Here is a 17,929-nt window from a genome sequence, read left to right as displayed (position 1 = left end):
AAGGAAAAAGGCTAAGAAGTTGCTTATGTTAACACTAACCCAGCGCTCATACCTTATAATACAAGGTATATATTAGGAGTTCTTATGTCACAATACAATCCCACAACAGCGGATTTTGAAGCCCTTTTAACAGAATCTTTTCAAACTAATGATCTTAATGAAGGATCTGTTGTTAAAGGTCGTGTTATTGCAATCGAAAAAGACATGGCCATTATTGATGCTGGTCTTAAAGTCGAAGGACGTATTCCTCTCAAAGAATTTGGAGCTAAAGCAAAAGATGGTTCTTTGCAAGTTGGCGATGAAGTTGAGGTTTACATTGAACGCATTGAAAATGCGATGGGTGAAGCTGTTTTATCGCGTGAAAAAGCACGGCGCGAAGAAAGTTGGGTCCGTTTGGAGGAAAAATTCAATGCTGGTGCACGCGTTGATGGAGTGATCTTTAGCCAAGTAAAAGGTGGTTTTACAGTCGATCTTGATGGTGCCGTTGCTTTCTTGCCTCGCAGCCAAGTTGATATTCGTCCCATTCGTGATGTTTCACCCCTCATGCATAATTCACAGTCCTTTGAAATTTTGAAGATGGATCGTCGTCGTGGCAATATTGTGGTTTCACGTCGCACTGTCTTAGAAGAAAGTCGCGCTGAGCAACGTTCAGAAATCGTACAAAATCTTGAAGAAAACCAAATCGTTGAAGGTGTGGTGAAAAATATTACAGATTATGGTGCCTTTGTTGATCTTGGTGGGATTGATGGTCTCTTGCACGTTACAGATATGGCATGGCGGCGTGTTAATCACCCATCTGAGGTGCTCACAATTGGCCAAACGATTAAAGTTCAGATTATTCGCATTAATCAAGACACGCACCGTATTTCTCTTGGAATGAAACAGCTTGAAAGTGATCCTTGGGAAAGCATCAGTGTCCGGTATCCGATTGGTAAAAAAATTACGGGTGCTGTTACCAACATTACTGATTACGGTGGTTTTGTTGAAATTGAACCAGGAATCGAAGGGCTTATCCATGTTTCTGAAATGAGCTGGACAAAGAAAAATGTTCATCCTGGAAAAATTCTGTCTACATCACAAGAAGTAGAAGTGGTTGTTCTTGAGATTGATCCTTCTAAACGGCGTATTTCTCTTGGCTTAAAGCAAACATTTGAAAATCCATGGGAAGCTTTTGCCAATAAATTTCCTGTCAATTCGCAAATTGAAGGAGAGGTTAAAAATAAAACAGAATTTGGTCTGTTTATTGGGCTTGAAGGCGATGTTGACGGTATGGTTCATTTGTCTGATCTTGATTGGAACCGTCCTGGTGAACAAGTTATTGATACTTATAATAAAGGCGATATCGTTAAGGCTGTGGTCCTTGATGTTGACATTGAAAAAGAGCGCATTTCTCTTGGAATTAAGCAGCTTTCCAGCGATAAAGTTGGAGAAGCAGCTGCTTCTGGCGAATTGCGAAAAGGTGCTGTTGTAACATGCGAAGTGATTGCTGTTAACGACAATGACATTAGTGTGAAATTGATTGATCACAACCTTGAGACAACCATTCGGCGTGCTGATCTCGCGCGTGATCGTGATGAGCAACGTCCTGAGCGTTTCGCAATTGGGCAAAAGGTTGATGCTCGCATCACAGCATTTGATAAAAAAACACGTAAAATTTCAGTATCGATTAAAGCTTTAGAGATTGCAGAGGAAAAAGAAGCTGTTGCACAATATGGTTCTACAGATTCAGGTGCTTCTCTTGGTGATATTCTTGGTGCAGCTTTGAAAAAACAAGAACAAGATTAATCATCAATCATTAAAGTTAGTGTTATTATTAAGGTCACTCATTTTAGGAGTGACCTTTTTATTTTCTAAAGAAATTGTCTGCTTATTTTTAAATTATTGAAACAAAAATTATAAATGCTTGCAAATAAAAACAAAAAGTTTGTTTTTTGTCTAACAACGGTTCACTATTCAGATAAAATGCTTAAAATTTAAATAAAAAACGATGTAATTGAATAACAATGGGACATTATGACGTGCATAAGACCTTTCATAAAGTGCTTTTTTTCTCAAAAAGAGAAAAAAGACCATTTTATTAATACGGATTTTCCTCTTCGTGCAATTTATAAGGTACAGGAAGATCTTTATAACTTAGGGCATGATATAGCTTCTGGTAAAGAAATTTTACTCCCTGAATATGAAGGAGTAGAAGATTTTCGCAAGAGATTGAATGAAAATGCTAAACTTATTCTTCATGCCTTTCACACCAGTGATTTTGCTGCCCGAAATGATGAAACCATCGCACCTTCTGCTCAATGGCTCATTGATAATCATTACACCATTGATAAAACCATACAAAAGCTACGTCGTAATCTACCCAAGTCCTTCATAAAGCAACTTCCTCTTTCTACACACAAAGCGGGAATACCACGAATTTTTGCTTTAACTTGGCTTTATATTGCGCATACCGATAGCAGCTTTTCACAAGAAACACTCACTGCTATGACCAACGGATTTCAAGAAGTTTGTGCGCTCACAATTGGTGAATTGTGGGCTCTTCCTTCTGTTATGCAAATGCTGCTCATTGAAAATGTCCGTCGTCTTTCAGTCCGTATCGAAAAAGCGCGACATATGCGCCGTCTTGCTAGTCAAGTAGCTGATAAAATCTCTCTTGTAGAAAATAAAACAAATCTACACTCTCTTTTTACGCAGTATAAACCATTTACTGTTGATCCAACTTTTTCAGCACATTTATTCTATCGCCTGCGCAGTGCATCTGTCGATTCAACCGTAGCATTAACTTGGCTTGAAAAGCAATTGAAAAGCCAAGGCAGTAGCTTAGAGATTGCAACAGCTGATGAACATACCCGACAAGCAGCAGATGGTGTGACCATGGGAAATATTATCCGTGCTCTTAAAGCTATAGATGATGTTGATTGGACAGCATGGTTTGAAACAGTGAGTTGTGTCGATTCTATTTTGCGTAAAAATAGTGATTTTTCTGAAATTGATGCTCACTCACGCAATATTTATCGACAAGTCATTGAAAAAGTTTCACGCTTTTCGCCTCTTAGTGAACTGGAAGTTGCACATAAAGTTGTAGAAATGGCAAATTCCACTTCTAAAGATATGCCTCATCATTCTTGTGTGGGGTGGTACCTTGTTGATGATGGTCGTGGCATATTTGAAAAGGCTTGTGGATATATTCCGCACTTTCTCATAAAATGGACACGCGCTTCCTGTTGCTCAAAATTGAGAGTCATCGCCATTCCTGTCTCTTTTCTGACGCTTTCTCTTTTGCTGGTAATTTACGCCCTTTTACAAATATCTGGCATGACACAATGGATGTCTTTTTGCTTTACTGTATTGGCGCTTTTTCCTGCTATTGATGCTTCTTTTGCTTTATTTAACACTGTTGTTTCGTGGTTTGTCCCATCAAAACAACTCATTGGTTATGAATATAAAGAAGGTATTCCAAAACATGCACGGACAATGGTTGTTGTACCTACTTTGATGACATCACGCGCTAATGTTGATGAACAAGTGCGCAATCTTGAAGTGCACTATCTTTCCAATCCTAAAGGTGCCATTCATTTTGCGCTCATTACAGATTGGGTGGATGCTCCATTGAGAGAAACGCAAGATGATCTTGATTTATTGCACTATGCGCAAAAGAGTATTGATAAACTCAATAGTCGTTATCATCGTGATGAACTTCCGCTTTTTTTCCTTTTACATCGCCGACGCCTTTATAATGCAAGCGAAAAATGTTGGATGGGATGGGAACGAAAGCGAGGAAAACTTCATGAACTTAATCGGCTCTTAAGAGGCGATAAAAATACAAGCTTTTATCCTCCCAATCCACATCTTCCTATGGATTGCCGTTTTGTTATGACGCTGGATTGTGATACACGTCTTACTCCAGAGAGCGTCGCGAAACTTGTTGGAAAGCTTAACCATCCACTCAATCATCCCGTTTTTGATCCACAAAGTGGAAAGGTTGTAAAGGGCTATAGCATTTTACAACCACGCATTATTCCTTCTCTTACAACAGGAAAAAAAACATCAATTCTCCAACGGGTTTTTTCTATCAACCGTGGCATTGATCCTTATGTTTTTGCTGTTTCTGATACTTATCAAGATCTTTTAGGAGAAGGCACCTTTATCGGTAAAGGTCTTTATAATATTGATGCATTTGAACAAGCGCTTGATGGCAAAATTAAAGAAAATACTATTCTTAGCCATGATCTCTTAGAGGGAGGTTATGCTCGTACTGCTCTGGTAAGTAGCATAGAAGTTATTGAAGACTATCCAACCGCTTACAATATTGATGTTATGCGTTATCATCGTTGGGTCCGCGGTGATTGGCAGCTTTTGCCTTATCTTTTTTCCCACCGTCAAATAAGTTTCGTGACGCGTTGGAAAATGCAGGATAATTTACGTCGTTCTCTCACTCCACTTATGTGGTTAATCGCAGCATTTGCAGGATGGGCTTTTTTGTCTTTAAAGAGTGCAATCGTCTGGCAAATATTCTTGTTGTTTAGCTCCTTCATTTCACCCATTCTATGTGTATTAAAAACGCTTGTCTCATCTAATATAGATCATTCTTTGCGTGGACATTTTCAATTAATTGGGAACAAAATTGCTCTTACAAGCGCTGATATATTTCTTAAAACGACGTTTCTTGCTCATTCGGCGTATTTTATGACCGATGCGATTATTCGTACACTCTATCGTATGACGATTTCAAAACAGCATCTTCTTGAATGGAAAACTTCTGCCGCAACAAAATCAATGCCCAATAGTTTACGTTTCTATGTTTTTACAATGGCACCAGCATCGCTTATCGGTGTTCTTACTATAGCACTCCCTCTTTTTTCTGATAGTTTTGCAAGTTTGGTTGCTTTACCTTTTGGGATAGCATGGTTTTTTTCACCCTTTATTGCTTGGATTGTGAGTCAACCTTCAACCTTTCAAGATAGCCTTTATCTTTCTTCAAAAGATGAAAAAAAACTCCGCTCTATTGCACGGCGGACATGGCTTTATTATGCAACCTTTGTCAACGAACAAAACAACTATTTGCCTCCCGATAATTTTCAAGAAGATCCTGAACCTCTTGTTGCTCAACGTACATCGCCTACGAATATTGGCGTTTATCTCCTTTCTATTATTGCAGCACGTGATTTTGGCTGGATTGGTTTTGAAGAGACCATTACCCGTATTGAATGTACATTACGCTCTCTTACAAAAATGGAAAAGTTCCGTGGTCATCTCTATAATTGGTATGAAACGGATACACTCAGGCCTCTTTTGCCTACTTATGTATCAACCGTTGATTCGGGAAATCTTGCCGGTCATTTGGTAACACTCTCTTCTGCGTTAAGTGAATGGGCTGAAAAACCGCCTCTTTTTTTTCAAAGTGATCGAGAAGGCTTATCGGATGTTCTTGCTATTCTTGAAGAAACTGTCAGAGAAATTCCAGATCATCAACCCTGTTTACGCTCTTTACGCCAAAAAATCGAAGAAAACATCACTCGTTTTCATGATTCTGTCTTCACTTTTATAGAACAAGAAAATACGATCCCTTCTCACGTCATAAATCTTTCACTTGCAGCCCACGATATTGTGCACTTAGTCGATGAACTTGACCACAAAATTCAAACGATAGAATCTGCTCGTGCACTTTCTTGGGCTAAATGCCTTATCGACACCTGTAACGCTTATCATCATGATGCGACTGCTCATTGTGATACTGAAAAATTACGTAAAAAACTAAACAGGCTGGCTATAGTGGCACGGCAAATAGCCTTTGATATGAAATTTGATTTTTTAGAACAGCCTAAACGGCATCTCTTATCCATTGGATATCGTGTTCAAGAAAACAAACTCGATGAAAATTGTTATGACCTGCTTGCTTCAGAAGCACGTCTTGCAAGCTTTTTTGCCATCGCAAAAGGAGATATAAAACTTAAACATTGGTTTCGTCTTGGTCGACTTCTCGTACCCATAGGTGGGAAAGGTGCACTCCTATCATGGTCTGGATCAATGTTCGAATATCTTATGCCATCTCTCGTAATGCATGAACCTTTAGGGTCTCTCCTGGATCAAACAAATCGATTGATTATTCGTTGTCAAATACAATATGCCCATAAACGGGAATTACCATGGGGTATTTCAGAAGCCGCATTTAATGCTCGCGATCATTTAATGAATTACCAATACGCTCATTTTGGTGTTCCAAACCTCGGACTCCAACGTGGTCTTTCACGCAATGCTGTCATTGCTCCCTATGCCAGCCTTCTAGCGGCACAATATGTTCCTGCTTACGCTGTCGCTAATTTAAAACGACTTCGTGATCTTGGAGCTTTAGGAACATATGGTTATTATGACTCTGTTGATTTTACCCCTTCACGCGTGAAAACAGGGGAAAAATACGCCGTTGTACGCAATTATTATGCGCACCATCATGGCATGTCTATCCTTGCTCTTAACAATGTTATTTTTCAAGGGCGAATGCGTGATCGTTTTCACCGTGATCCCTTTATTGAGGCAACACAATTGCTCTTACAGGAAAGAGCGCCTCATCTCATTCCTATTATTCATACCAAAGCTGTTAATCGTATGCGCAATAAGTCTCAAGCATTTGATGCAGCCCCTTTGCGCATTATTACAAACCCGTTACTCAAACCACGAGCGACTTTACTTTTGTCTAATGGCTTTTATTCTACCATGTTAACAGCGAATGGTTCTGGTTACAGCCGTTGGCACGATTATGTGATTACGCGCTTTATTCCTGATGCAACAGAAGATCAACAAGGTACTTTATTCTTCTTGCGTGACACGCATAGTGGACGGTGGTGGTCTGTTACTGGTGAGCCAACACGTGTTATTGAAGAAGAAGCTGTCAGCATTTTTACAGATGAAAAGGCTGAATATACAAAAATGGTTGATGGTATTAAATCAACACTTGAATGTCTTATTACATCTGAAGGATGTGGCGAAGGGAGACGTATTCAATTGATGAATACGACAAATAAAGACCGATTCATTGAAGTGACTTCTTATGGTGAATTAGCGCTTGCCACGATGGATACAGATCAAGTTCATCCTGTTTTTTCCCGTATGTTTATAGAGACAGAAATTGCTGAAGAAGGTAAAACAATTTTTGCCAAAAGGCGCAAACGCTCGCCTAGTGATCCTGAAATCTATGTTGCCCATTTTGTTTCTAGTACAACAGATATTCTCCAAGAGACAGAAGCTGAAACAGATCGCTTTCTGTTTATTGGTCGGGGGCGATCCATTCATCGGCCCGCTGCATTTGACCAAAATGCTCGTTTCAGTAACAGTCAAGGTTGTGTTCTTGATCCTGTTATGTCATTGCGATGCCGTATAAAAATTTCAGCCCATGAAAAAGCAGAACTTATTTTTTGGACCTTTGCTGCTCATACAAAAGAAGCGCTAAATAATCATATTAAACATTATCGACAACCTGATATGTTTCAAAAAGAACTTTCAATGGCATGGACGCGCTCACAAGTCGCACTGTATCAGAGCGGAACCCAGCTTAAAGAAGCTATTATCTATCAAAAATATGCAACACCGCTTATCTATCCAGAAAGAACGTGGCGTCTTCCTTCTGAAATATTAGCAAAAACGCTAGGAAAACAGTCTGATCTTTGGCCCATGTCTATCTCAGGAGACAATCCACTCTGTCTTCTTAGATTAAATAACGAGGGAAATATAACCGTACTGCGCGAGCTCCTTAAAGCACACGAATATTGGTGTATGCGCGGACTCATTGTTGATTTGGTCATTCTTAATGAACAAACATTTTCTTATATACAAAGTACACAACGCGCTCTCGAGTGGGTCTGTGAAACTTATTATCACCACACGCAAAAAGCAGATGAACGCCAACATATTTTCATGCTTCGACGCGATCAAATGAGTGAACAGAGTTTTAAAACGCTTCTTGCATCAGCACGCATCGTTCTTGATGCCCAAAATGGCTCTTTATCTGAACAACTTAAACGACTTGATGAGAATGATTTTAATCTCACAATTCATAAAAATTATCAAGAATCTTATGATCAATTAGACTTGCCAAGATATAACGAAGGACAGCAATTTACAACACAAACTGAACAAAATCTTTTTTCTTCCATTGGTCTTATTAGCCAACAAAAACCATCCTCTTTTCTCCCAAATGGAGAAGATCTAAGATATTGGAATGGTTACGGTGGTTTTAATCAGCACAATCATTATGTAATACGTCTTCATGGACGTACCACCACACCACATCCGTGGATTAATGTCATTGCTAATCACAGATTTGGTTTTCATGTCTCTGCTGAAGGTGCAATTTTTACTTGGGCTAACAATAGCCGCGATTATCAACTAACTCCTTGGGCGAATGATCCAACGTCTAACCGGCCAGGAGAAGCTCTTTATCTGGTTGATCGCCAGTCTTTAAAACGTTTCTCACCCGTTTCTACTGTTGAATGTGACGAAAATATTGTCTATGAGGCTTGTCATGGGTTTGGATTCTCAACTTTTAAATCAACACATTCAGAAATCGCATTAGAACTGACTCATACACTTGATCCCGAAAAACCTATTCGCTTTTCACGTCTTATCCTTACGAATGAAGGGAAAAAACCACGTAGTTTACGCCTTTATAATTATGTTGAATGGGTTTTGGGAAATATCCGTACAAAATATGCCCCCTTTATTGTTTCCTCTTATGAGGCCAGATGGGGTGCACATTTTATTCAAAATCCCTATCACATCGAGAAATCTCAACAAGTTACATTTTTATCAGCATCCGAAATGCCAACCAGCACTACGACCAATCGCGCTGAATTTATTGGTGCAACGGGAACCGTAACACGTCCAAATGCGATCCGTAAAGCCGGTGCTCTTTCGAATACCATTGAAGCAGGATGTGATCCTTGTTCAGCATTCGCCTATGATATTGATCTTCAACCAGGGCAAACAAAAGAAATCATCTTCTATCTTGGCAGTGCTGAAAATAGGCAAGAAGCTGAAAAATTACTTAATCAAGTACGTGCAAGTGATTTTGAGATTCAGCTCACAAAACAAAAACAGCAATGGAGTGATTTTGTTTCTCCTTTCCAAGTCAAAACACCGGACGCTTCTTTTAATCTTATGGTCAACCATTGGCTTCCTTATCAAATCTACTCATGCCGCATCATGGCACGCGCAGGCTTTTACCAAGCTAGTGGTGCATTTGGTTTTCGTGACCAGTTACAAGATAGCCTGTCTTTGTTATTGCTGGAACCACAATTAGCACGTGAACAATTGTTAAATGCAGCAGCGCACCAATTTCTTGAAGGTGATGTGCAACATTGGTGGTTGCCTGACACAAATGCTGGTGTTCGTACATATATTTCTGATGATATCGTTTGGCTTGCATATGCAACAGCTCTTTATGTCAATACCACTGGCGATAATGCCTTTCTTGATACGCTGATTCCTTTTATTGAAGGTGATGTTCTCAAAAGTGGGCAACAGGATGCTTATTTTCAACCCACCCAATCCTCAAAGGTTGCAACAGTTTATGAACATTGTGCTTTAGCTTTAGACCTTGCCATTAAACGCTGCGGACCACATGGTCTCCCTCTTATTTTAGGTGGGGATTGGAATGATGGCATGAATTTGGTCGGTGTGGAAGGAAAAGGCGAAAGCATTTGGTTAGGATGGTTTCTTGGGCACACATTACAAGCATTTATCTCTTTAGCCAAAAAACGTGGTGACAATAGCCATATGCAAATATGGAGTACGTACCTTGAACATTTAACAAAATCCCTAGAGAAAAATGGTTGGGATGGTGCTTGGTATCGACGTGGTTATTTTGATGATGGAACGCCTCTGGGCTCTAAAGTCAATGATGAATGTCAAATTGATACCATTGCTCAATCTTGGGCTGTCATTTCTCAAATGGCATCGCTTGAACGCCAAAAACAAGCAATGACATCAATGCTGGAACATCTCTATGATAAAAAAGGTGGACTCATTCGCCTTTTTTGGCCGCCTTTTGATAAAAGTACGCTCGAGCCTGGTTACATAAAAGGTTATCCTCCAGGAATTCGAGAAAATGGTGGTCAATACACGCATGGTGCCATTTGGAGTATTTTTGCGTTGGCTGAAATGGAACAAAACGATAAAGCTTATGCTTTATTTTCTATGATAAACCCAATTACCCACGGACAAGATCCTGAAATTTATCGTGTTGAACCTTATGTGATGGCCGCAGATATTTATGCTGTTGAACCACGATGTGGTCAAGGCGGTTGGACTTGGTATACAGGTTCAGCCGGTTGGTTTTATCGCGCCGCAACACAAGCTATTCTTGGAATACAGCGTCAGGGAGACCTCTTGTTTTTGCAGCCACATTTACCCTCTATTTGGCCAAAATATGAAGCAACAATGAAGTTTTATGATGCCGTTTATAGCATTAAAGTAAAATGGGGACCTAAAAATATGCTCTATGTTAATAGCAAAGAATATACCGAATTTCATACAGGGATAAAGTTACAAAAAACAGGTCAGCATGAAATTATACGTATTGTCAAATATTAAAGATGAAAGATGAAAAAAGAGAGCAGACTTTTTTATTCTTGCCCAAAACTGTAGAGTTGTTATATTGCACCGCCTATATTAGCCGTGTTGGTGCATAATATTTTAGATTTTATGAAACTGAAAGAAAAAGGTTATGAATCATCCGGATATTGCTAGACGTGTTTACAATCATACTTGGAAACTTGATCCCATTATTCGTTCACTTCTCGATACGGATTTTTATAAGCTTCTTATGGTGCAGATGATTTGGGGGTTATATCCTAATGTTGATGTTACTTTTTCCCTCATAAATCGCTCTAAAACAATACGTCTTGCCGATGATATTGATGAGAGTGAATTACGTGCTCAACTTGATCATGCTCTTAGTTTGCACTTTACAAAAAAAGAAATGATTTGGCTTGCTGGTAATACATTTTATGGACGCAAACAAATTTTTGAACCGGATTTTCTTCAGTGGCTTGAGAATTTTCAACTCCCAGAATATGAACTAACCCGTAAAGATGGCCAATATATTCTTCATTTTTATGGTTCGTGGGCTCATAGCTCTATGTGGGAAATTCCAGCCCTTGCTATTATAAGTGAATTACGTTCACGTGCTGCTCTCAAAAAACTAGATCGTTTTGCTCTTGATGTACTTTATGCGCGTGCTAAAGCAAAAATGTGGAGTAAAGTTGAACGTCTCAAAAAATTGCCTGATATTAAAATATCTGACTTTGGGACAAGGCGCCGCCATTCTTTTTTATGGCAGCGCTGGTGTGTGGAAGCATTAAAAGAAGGGATTGGTAATTCTTTTACTGGAACTTCTAATGTTCTTCTTGCCATGGATACGGATTTAGAAGCTCTTGGAACCAATGCACACGAATTGCCCATGGTTATTGCGGCTCTCAGCAACAACGATGATGAATTACGCAGAGCTCCGTATCAAGTCTTGCAGGATTGGAACCGTTATTATGGTGGAAATCTTCTCATTGTTTTACCTGATACCTTTGGTACAGAAGCATTTTTACGCAATGCACCAGATTGGGTAGCTGATTGGACGGGTTTCAGACCCGATAGTGCGCCCCCTATTGAAGGTGGCGAACGTATTATTCAATGGTGGAAAGAAAAAGGAAAAGATCCATGCAAAAAACTTCTAATTTTTTCTGATGCTCTTGATGTCAATACAATTGAAAAAACCTATCATCATTTCCATGGTAAAGTGCGCATGAGTTTTGGATGGGGCACGGATCTTACCAATGACTTTACAGGCTGTGCACCTCAGGAAATCGAAACTCTTGATGCTCTTTCCCTTGTTTGTAAGGTGACCTATGCCAATGGTCGACCAGCCGTGAAACTTTCAGATAATCCTGAAAAAACGATCGGTGATTCAAAAGAAGTACAACGTTATATCAATTTTTTTGGTAATACAAAGCGAATTGCTAGACCTATAAAGACGTAGTTTTCGGCTCTTTAAAACAAGTATATTGCCTCAACATATTGTTTATAAGATTGATTTTTGTTCTGCCCTAAGGATGAGGATTCTTAACCTTTGCTGGTCTGAAATAGTTCGGCTGTTTTTTGAGCAGATTCTACTTAGTCTATCACGCATACGCTTCACTTACATAAGGATCAACAGATCAAACTTAAAAATATTCACTACGCATTAAAAAAATACTTAACGCGCTAGGGAAGTTTAGCCAAGGAGGCTTCCTTATATCATTTGTCATAAATAACAGTGTTATACAGCATAACAAGATACTATCATTTTGCATGTTGAATGAGCGTGCGCGAGTATCATAAGTTTTTCTCATTTCAATCCTGTTAAATCAAGCACACTAATCCCCTTGCATATATGAAGGTTTTCAAGTTTTAAGAGTTATTGTTGTAGTTTGACAGTAGGTTTTATACTAAGTGGAAAGAGGCGGGATTAAGTAGGAATACGTGGTAATTTGTTGTTTTATGTACAATTTTTACCATTAAATGCGCGTTTTATCAAAATAGATTTTGACACCTAAAATTACAAAAATTACCGAAAATCAGAAAAAAGTGCGTTTCCATAGTAAAAATGAGAAAAGGCTTTCAAAACCCTTTGAGAACACCTTTAAAACTCTTTGAAAAAAATAAATTGGTACAAAATCTAGTGTCAAAATATACAAAACCAGATGACAAGCTACAATTGCAACATTAGAAATTACTAAGGCAACATTGGAGGATGATAAATAGCATGGTGACTATCGGTATGCATTTTGCAAGGCAAGGATGATGGTGCTCAAATAGATTTTATACACTTTACAGGAGATTTTACTTTATCCATGTATGGTCTGCTATTATGAAATGAGTAAAGCGTTGAGAAATGTTTCATTAAAATAAATGTGTAAATAACATGATTTGGGAGACCTTTTGTTTTACGTGAGGGGCATGACTTCATTAAAAAACAGAGAATGCAATAATATTTTTATTTCGAATAAGCTTTATATCAAGACAGAGAAATTATTTATTCGCATATTATAATAAGAATGCGTGTATGTATAAACCATTTGAAAAATTCTGTTGTTTCTTATGAATTATTCTTAAGTTAAGAACAGATGTAACCTTAAAGATTGATATAATAGACCGGCTTCTTAACTGTATAAGTATAAAAATGAGGGTATTTAGTAAGCTTTGTATTATATCCTCATTAAGAGATATGAAAACAAACGAAATGTCTATCATATCAATGACTTTTCAATGATGTATATATAGAGATTCATACAAACATGCTTTACAAAAATAATGACTCTCTTCCATGAATGTGATTTCTCATTGTTTACCAAGTGAGAACATTTTGAGTGTTCGTAAACAATCTTCTTTGTTCATAAAAATTATTTCACAAACATATTATTAATTAATTGCGCTCAAAAAGCTTGCTATTTCATATGTATTTTGGATGTGGAGAGCTTATATTCAAAACTTAAAAGTCCTCATAGTTTTTACAAATAAGTCGAATCTAAAAAGAGTATCTCATAAAGCCTTTTTTATCATTAAGAAGATGGACGTGTTACAATATAAATGGCAATCAGCAATAATATAACCGCAACAAGTAAGGAAATCCATAAAGGAGGGTGTAGCATTACGAAAAAGGATAAAAATCCTCCTGTCATACTCATCATTGCAAAAACTTTAACGAATGGAGAGATTGCTTTTTTTTCTTCCCATCGCTTAATAGGGGGACCAAAAATACGATGATTATTCAACCATTGATGAAAACGTGGAGAAGAACGCGTAAAACACCATGAGGCAACCAATAAAAAAGGCACCGTTGGCATAATAGGTAATACGACACCGATAATACCTAATATAACCATCGCCCACCCTGCTATATAATAGCAGATACGTAAAGGGTGCGATATCTTCGAATCTTTTTTCATTCTCTCGTACTATTTTCCTCTACGCAAAACCCTATACAAAAACATTGTATCTGTTTTTTTCTGTTTACATGTCTGAGTGCACAATTACGCTCTACCCCTTCATGCGTAAGTGTCTTTGCTGTTATAAGTTCCTTGAAAATACCGAATAGCTTACACAATATGATAATCATTTTAAATGATTTCAAGAAAAGAGGAGAGATTTTAGAAAAACAAAAAAATAAAAAGGCTGCAGAAGAAATCAATGCAGCCTCTTAATTAAGAATGCAGTGTTGGGGGGGAGAAAATGTACTGCACTCATCTGCTAGATATTAGGAGGAAAAACAACCTAGCACCCCAGACTCTAATTAAAATAAAAATGAGAAACAATATATAAAAATGCATGGCTGATATGCATGAATTTTAACACTTTCAAGTTTCTTGAACTGTGTTTCGACGAAAGAAAATCATCATGAAAATAGCCATAAAAATCAACGTCAAGATCAACACAATTGTGGAAGCAGAATCAGAGCCGATAAATAAGCTGAGATAAATCCCTAAAAAACCAGAAAAAGCTGCAACAAGTATCGCGATCATTAACATAAAAGAAAACCGCTTTGTGACAAGATAGGCAATTGCTCCTGGTGCTATCAGTAAAGAAATAACGAGCACGATACCGACAGCTTTCAAAGCTGCAACAATTGTAAGAGAAATCATCGTTAGAAGGGTATAGTGGAGTAGAGATATTGGTAACCCCATTGCACGTCCTTGAACTGTGTCAAAAATATACAGCATAAAGTCGCGCCATTTTGCTGCTAAAATAAAAGTGACAACAGCAGAAATGATTGCCGTCTGCGTTATATCAAGCCAGTTAACACCCAAGAGATTACCAAATAGAATATGATTCAAATCTAAGCTACTATAAATAGATGTGGCTAAAACAAGCCCTAAACCAAACATTGAAGAAAAGACCACGCCCATCACCGTATCCTGTTTGATACGGCTATTGCTCCCTAAAAAACCCGTTAATAGTGCACACACCATTCCTGCAACAAAAGCACCGCAAGTAATCAAAGTCATTGTAATATTCTCTGGACGCATATGCTGAAACCAAGCAAATGGCAAAGAAGTTAAAAATGCGATTACCCATGGTGTTGTCATATAACCAATAACAACACCTGGAAAAACTGCATGAGAAATGGCATCGCCTAACAGCGCCCATCCTTTCAAAATAAGAAAACAGGAAAGCATCGCCATGGGAATAGAAAGAATCATGACAATAAGCATACCCTTAAGCATAAAAGAAAACTGAAACGGAAGCAGTAATTGATCAATCATGATAATATTACACCCTTTTTTGCTGCATTTATGCGTAAGCGCGCGGCAATAAACCCATGTTTAGGAGCAAAAATAAAAGCTAAAACAAATAAAGATGCTTGAAAAAGCACAACAACCCCCCCCGTTTGTGCATTCAAAAAATAACTCACATAAACACCCAAGATACTTGTGAAGGTTCCAATTACAACTGCAATAACCAAGATGTTCACGAAACGATCACTTAAAAGATAGGCCGTTGCCCCAGGTGTCACAACAAGACAAATGACTAAGAACGCTCCAACGGTTTGCATCGCAGCAACGGTACAAGCGGCAAGCAATGTGAAAAAGAGAATTTTTAAAAACTTTACGTTTAATCCAATGGCATGCGCATGCGTTTCATCAAATAACGAAACAAGAAGATCTTTCCATTTCAAAAGCAATATAAGCAACGAAACAAAGCCGATAAAAGCCAATTGTAGAATATCTGTTGAACTAACTGCTAAAATATTTCCCAAAACAATCGTATCAATATTAACAGCCATTGGTTTTAATGATTTGAGAAACAACCCAAAAGCAAAAAAGGAAGAAAAAATGAGCCCAATAATGGTATCTTCTTTAAGTTTTGTCCGGTGGTTAAAAAAGAGCATTGCTGCTGCTGCAAGACCACCAGAAAAAAAAGCGCCAAGTGAAAAAGGTAACCCTAAAAGGTAAGCTCCTGCTACACCAGGAACAATCGAATGGGAAAGTGCATCACCAATCAATGACCAACCTTTTAACATCAAAAAAGCCGAAAGAAAGGCACAAACACACCCAACTAACCCAGAAACCCACATTGCATTCACCATATATTGATAGCTCAGTGGCTCAAGCAACCAAGAAATCATGCAACGTGCTCCACTCTTTCAATATCTTCACAAACGGCAGACTGCTTTCTTCCCATGAAAACATCATTTTTTTTTGTGGTTTGAAGATCAAAAATATGGTGGTGCAAAGACCCTCCAAACGTTTTCTCCAGATTTTCCTTTGTAAAGATTTTTTCTGTTAACCCAGAAGCTAAAACAGTACCTTTTATTAAAACTGTATGATCACAAAACTCGCGAACAGAACCCAAATTGTGAGTTGAAACCAAGATCACGGCTCCTTCTTTACGAAGATCTTGTAACAAAGCAATGATTTTATCTTCTGTTGTAACATCAACCCCTGTAAACGGCTCATCTAATAAAATAGCTTTTGCTTTCTGTGCAAGAGCGCGCGCTAGGAAAACACGCTTTTTCTGTCCACCAGAAAGTTCTCCAATTTGGCGCTTGGCAAAAGCCAACATATCAACGCGTTCTAAGGCAATACGAACGGCTTCATAATCTTGTGTACGGGCATAGCGAAAGAAATTCATATGACCATACCGCCCCATCAATACAACATCTTCAACCAAGACAGGAAAATTCCAATCAACATCTTCACTTTGAGGAACATAAGCAATGAGGTTTTTTTTCAAAGCTATATCAACAGGTAAATCAAACATGCGAATTTTTCCCTTTGAGGGGCGTACAAACCCCATAATCGCTTTAAATAACGTTGACTTACCGGATCCATTAACACCAACCAATGCCGTAATAGAACCCTTTGGACTTTCAAAATTCACTTCGCGTAAAGCTGTATGTCCATTACGATATGTTACCGTTACTCCTTGGGCAAATATTCCACATTCCGTCATTGGCTTTTTACTCCCTCTACTAAAGCATTGCTAATACGCCCACTCGTGACACGTAATAAATCAATATAAGTGGGTACCTCACCATTTTTCTCACTTAAAGAATCAACATAAAGAACACCACCGTATTTAGCCCCTGTTTCTCTGGCAACCTGCTTAGCAGGCGCAGGGGAAATAGTGCTTTCAGAAAAAACTGCATGAATATTGTATTTGCGAACCATATCAATAACATGCTTGACCTGCTGTGGTGTTCCTTGTTGGTCAGCATTGATGGGCCATAAATAAAGTTCTTTTAGATCAAAATCACGCGCCAAATAGCTAAAAGCCCCCTCACTTGTCACAAGCCAACGTTTTTCTTGCGGTACAGCTTCTAATTCAGCCCTAATTGGATCAATCGTTGCACGAATTTTCTGTTTATAAATTTCAGCATTCTGTTTATAAATTTCAGCATGTTCAGGATCATATTTTACAAAAGCATCGCGAATATTATCAACGTAAATCAAAGCAGAGGTCGGTGACATCCACGCATGAGGATTAGGTTTACCGCTAAAGGGGCCCTCACCAATTTTAATGGGTACAATACCTTTTGAAACAACAACACTTGGAACATCCTTGATATTTTGAAAAAACTTTTCAAACCAAAGCTCTAACTCTAAACCATTCCACAATACAAGGTTAGCTCCCTGAGCACGCATAAGATCGCGTGGGGTGGGTTGGTATTCATGAATTTCCGCACCTGGTTTTGTAATGGATTCAACATCAGCGGCATCACCTGCTACATTGCGTGCCATATCAGCAATGATAGTGAATGTCGTAACAGCTTTAAATTTACCAGCACACAAAGCAAAATTGGGTGTAAAAAAAATAACACTTCCAAAAACTATGGTGAAAAACGTTCTTACGTTCATTGGTTTTCTCTTTCCTTTATATGCCTTCTTTTTATTGCAAATAATTTGCA

At 38.4% G+C, this 17,929-nt stretch carries 8 protein-coding genes; 3 read left to right on the top strand and 5 right to left on the bottom strand.

What is annotated here, in order from left to right; genetic code table 11:
- Nucleotides 1-84 precede the first annotated feature (84 nt).
- The 3 genes from rpsA (at nt 85) to pncB (ending at nt 12,022) form a co-directional block, all read left to right on the top strand.
- Nucleotides 85-1,785 carry a 30S ribosomal protein S1 gene (gene rpsA / locus ACFILN_RS05350; RefSeq protein ID WP_375641363.1) on the top strand — a complete coding sequence of 567 codons (1,701 nt, stop codon included), beginning with the start codon at nt 85-87 and terminating at the stop codon, nt 1,783-1,785.
- Between the two features lie 228 nt (nt 1,786-2,013).
- Nucleotides 2,014-10,584, top strand: a complete 8,571-nt coding sequence (locus ACFILN_RS05345; protein ID WP_375671038.1) for a GH36-type glycosyl hydrolase domain-containing protein — start codon at nt 2,014-2,016, stop codon at nt 10,582-10,584.
- 133 nt (nt 10,585-10,717) lie between these two features.
- Nucleotides 10,718-12,022, top strand: a complete 1,305-nt coding sequence (pncB, locus tag ACFILN_RS05340) for a nicotinate phosphoribosyltransferase (protein WP_273790248.1) — start codon at nt 10,718-10,720, stop codon at nt 12,020-12,022.
- A 1,561-nt stretch (nt 12,023-13,583) separates the two neighbouring features.
- Here pncB and ACFILN_RS05335 read toward each other — a convergent pair.
- The 5 genes from ACFILN_RS05335 to ACFILN_RS05315 form a co-directional block, all read right to left on the bottom strand.
- The gene (locus tag ACFILN_RS05335) at nt 13,584-13,970 is read right to left on the bottom strand and encodes a YbaN family protein (protein ID WP_273790249.1); all 387 of its coding nucleotides are present in this window, start codon (nt 13,968-13,970) and stop codon (nt 13,584-13,586) included.
- Between the two features lie 408 nt (nt 13,971-14,378).
- The gene (locus tag ACFILN_RS05330) at nt 14,379-15,284 is read right to left on the bottom strand and encodes a metal ABC transporter permease (protein ID WP_375671037.1); all 906 of its coding nucleotides are present in this window, start codon (nt 15,282-15,284) and stop codon (nt 14,379-14,381) included.
- A complete protein-coding gene (locus ACFILN_RS05325) occupies nt 15,281-16,147 on the bottom strand; it encodes a metal ABC transporter permease (RefSeq protein ID WP_273790251.1) in 867 nt (288 codons plus the stop codon). Before ACFILN_RS05325 ends, ACFILN_RS05330 begins: the two co-directional genes overlap by 4 nt.
- Entirely contained in the window at nt 16,144-16,974 is an 831-nt protein-coding gene (locus ACFILN_RS05320) for a manganese/iron ABC transporter ATP-binding protein (protein ID WP_273790252.1), read from the bottom strand. The genes ACFILN_RS05325 and ACFILN_RS05320 overlap by 4 nt, the downstream gene beginning before the upstream one ends.
- Nucleotides 16,971-17,879, bottom strand: coding sequence for a metal ABC transporter substrate-binding protein (locus ACFILN_RS05315; RefSeq protein ID WP_375662939.1), 909 nt, complete (start codon nt 17,877-17,879; stop codon nt 16,971-16,973). The genes ACFILN_RS05320 and ACFILN_RS05315 overlap by 4 nt, the downstream gene beginning before the upstream one ends.
- Nucleotides 17,880-17,929: the final 50 nt, after the last annotated feature.

Origin of the sequence: Bartonella sp. CL434QHHD, assembly GCF_042195145.1 — a bacterium.
In the GTDB taxonomy this organism is placed as follows: Bacteria; Pseudomonadota; Alphaproteobacteria; order Rhizobiales; family Rhizobiaceae; genus Bartonella.
Note: the sequence above shows the minus strand (reverse complement) of the source record. Positions and strands in the feature narration are given on the sequence as shown.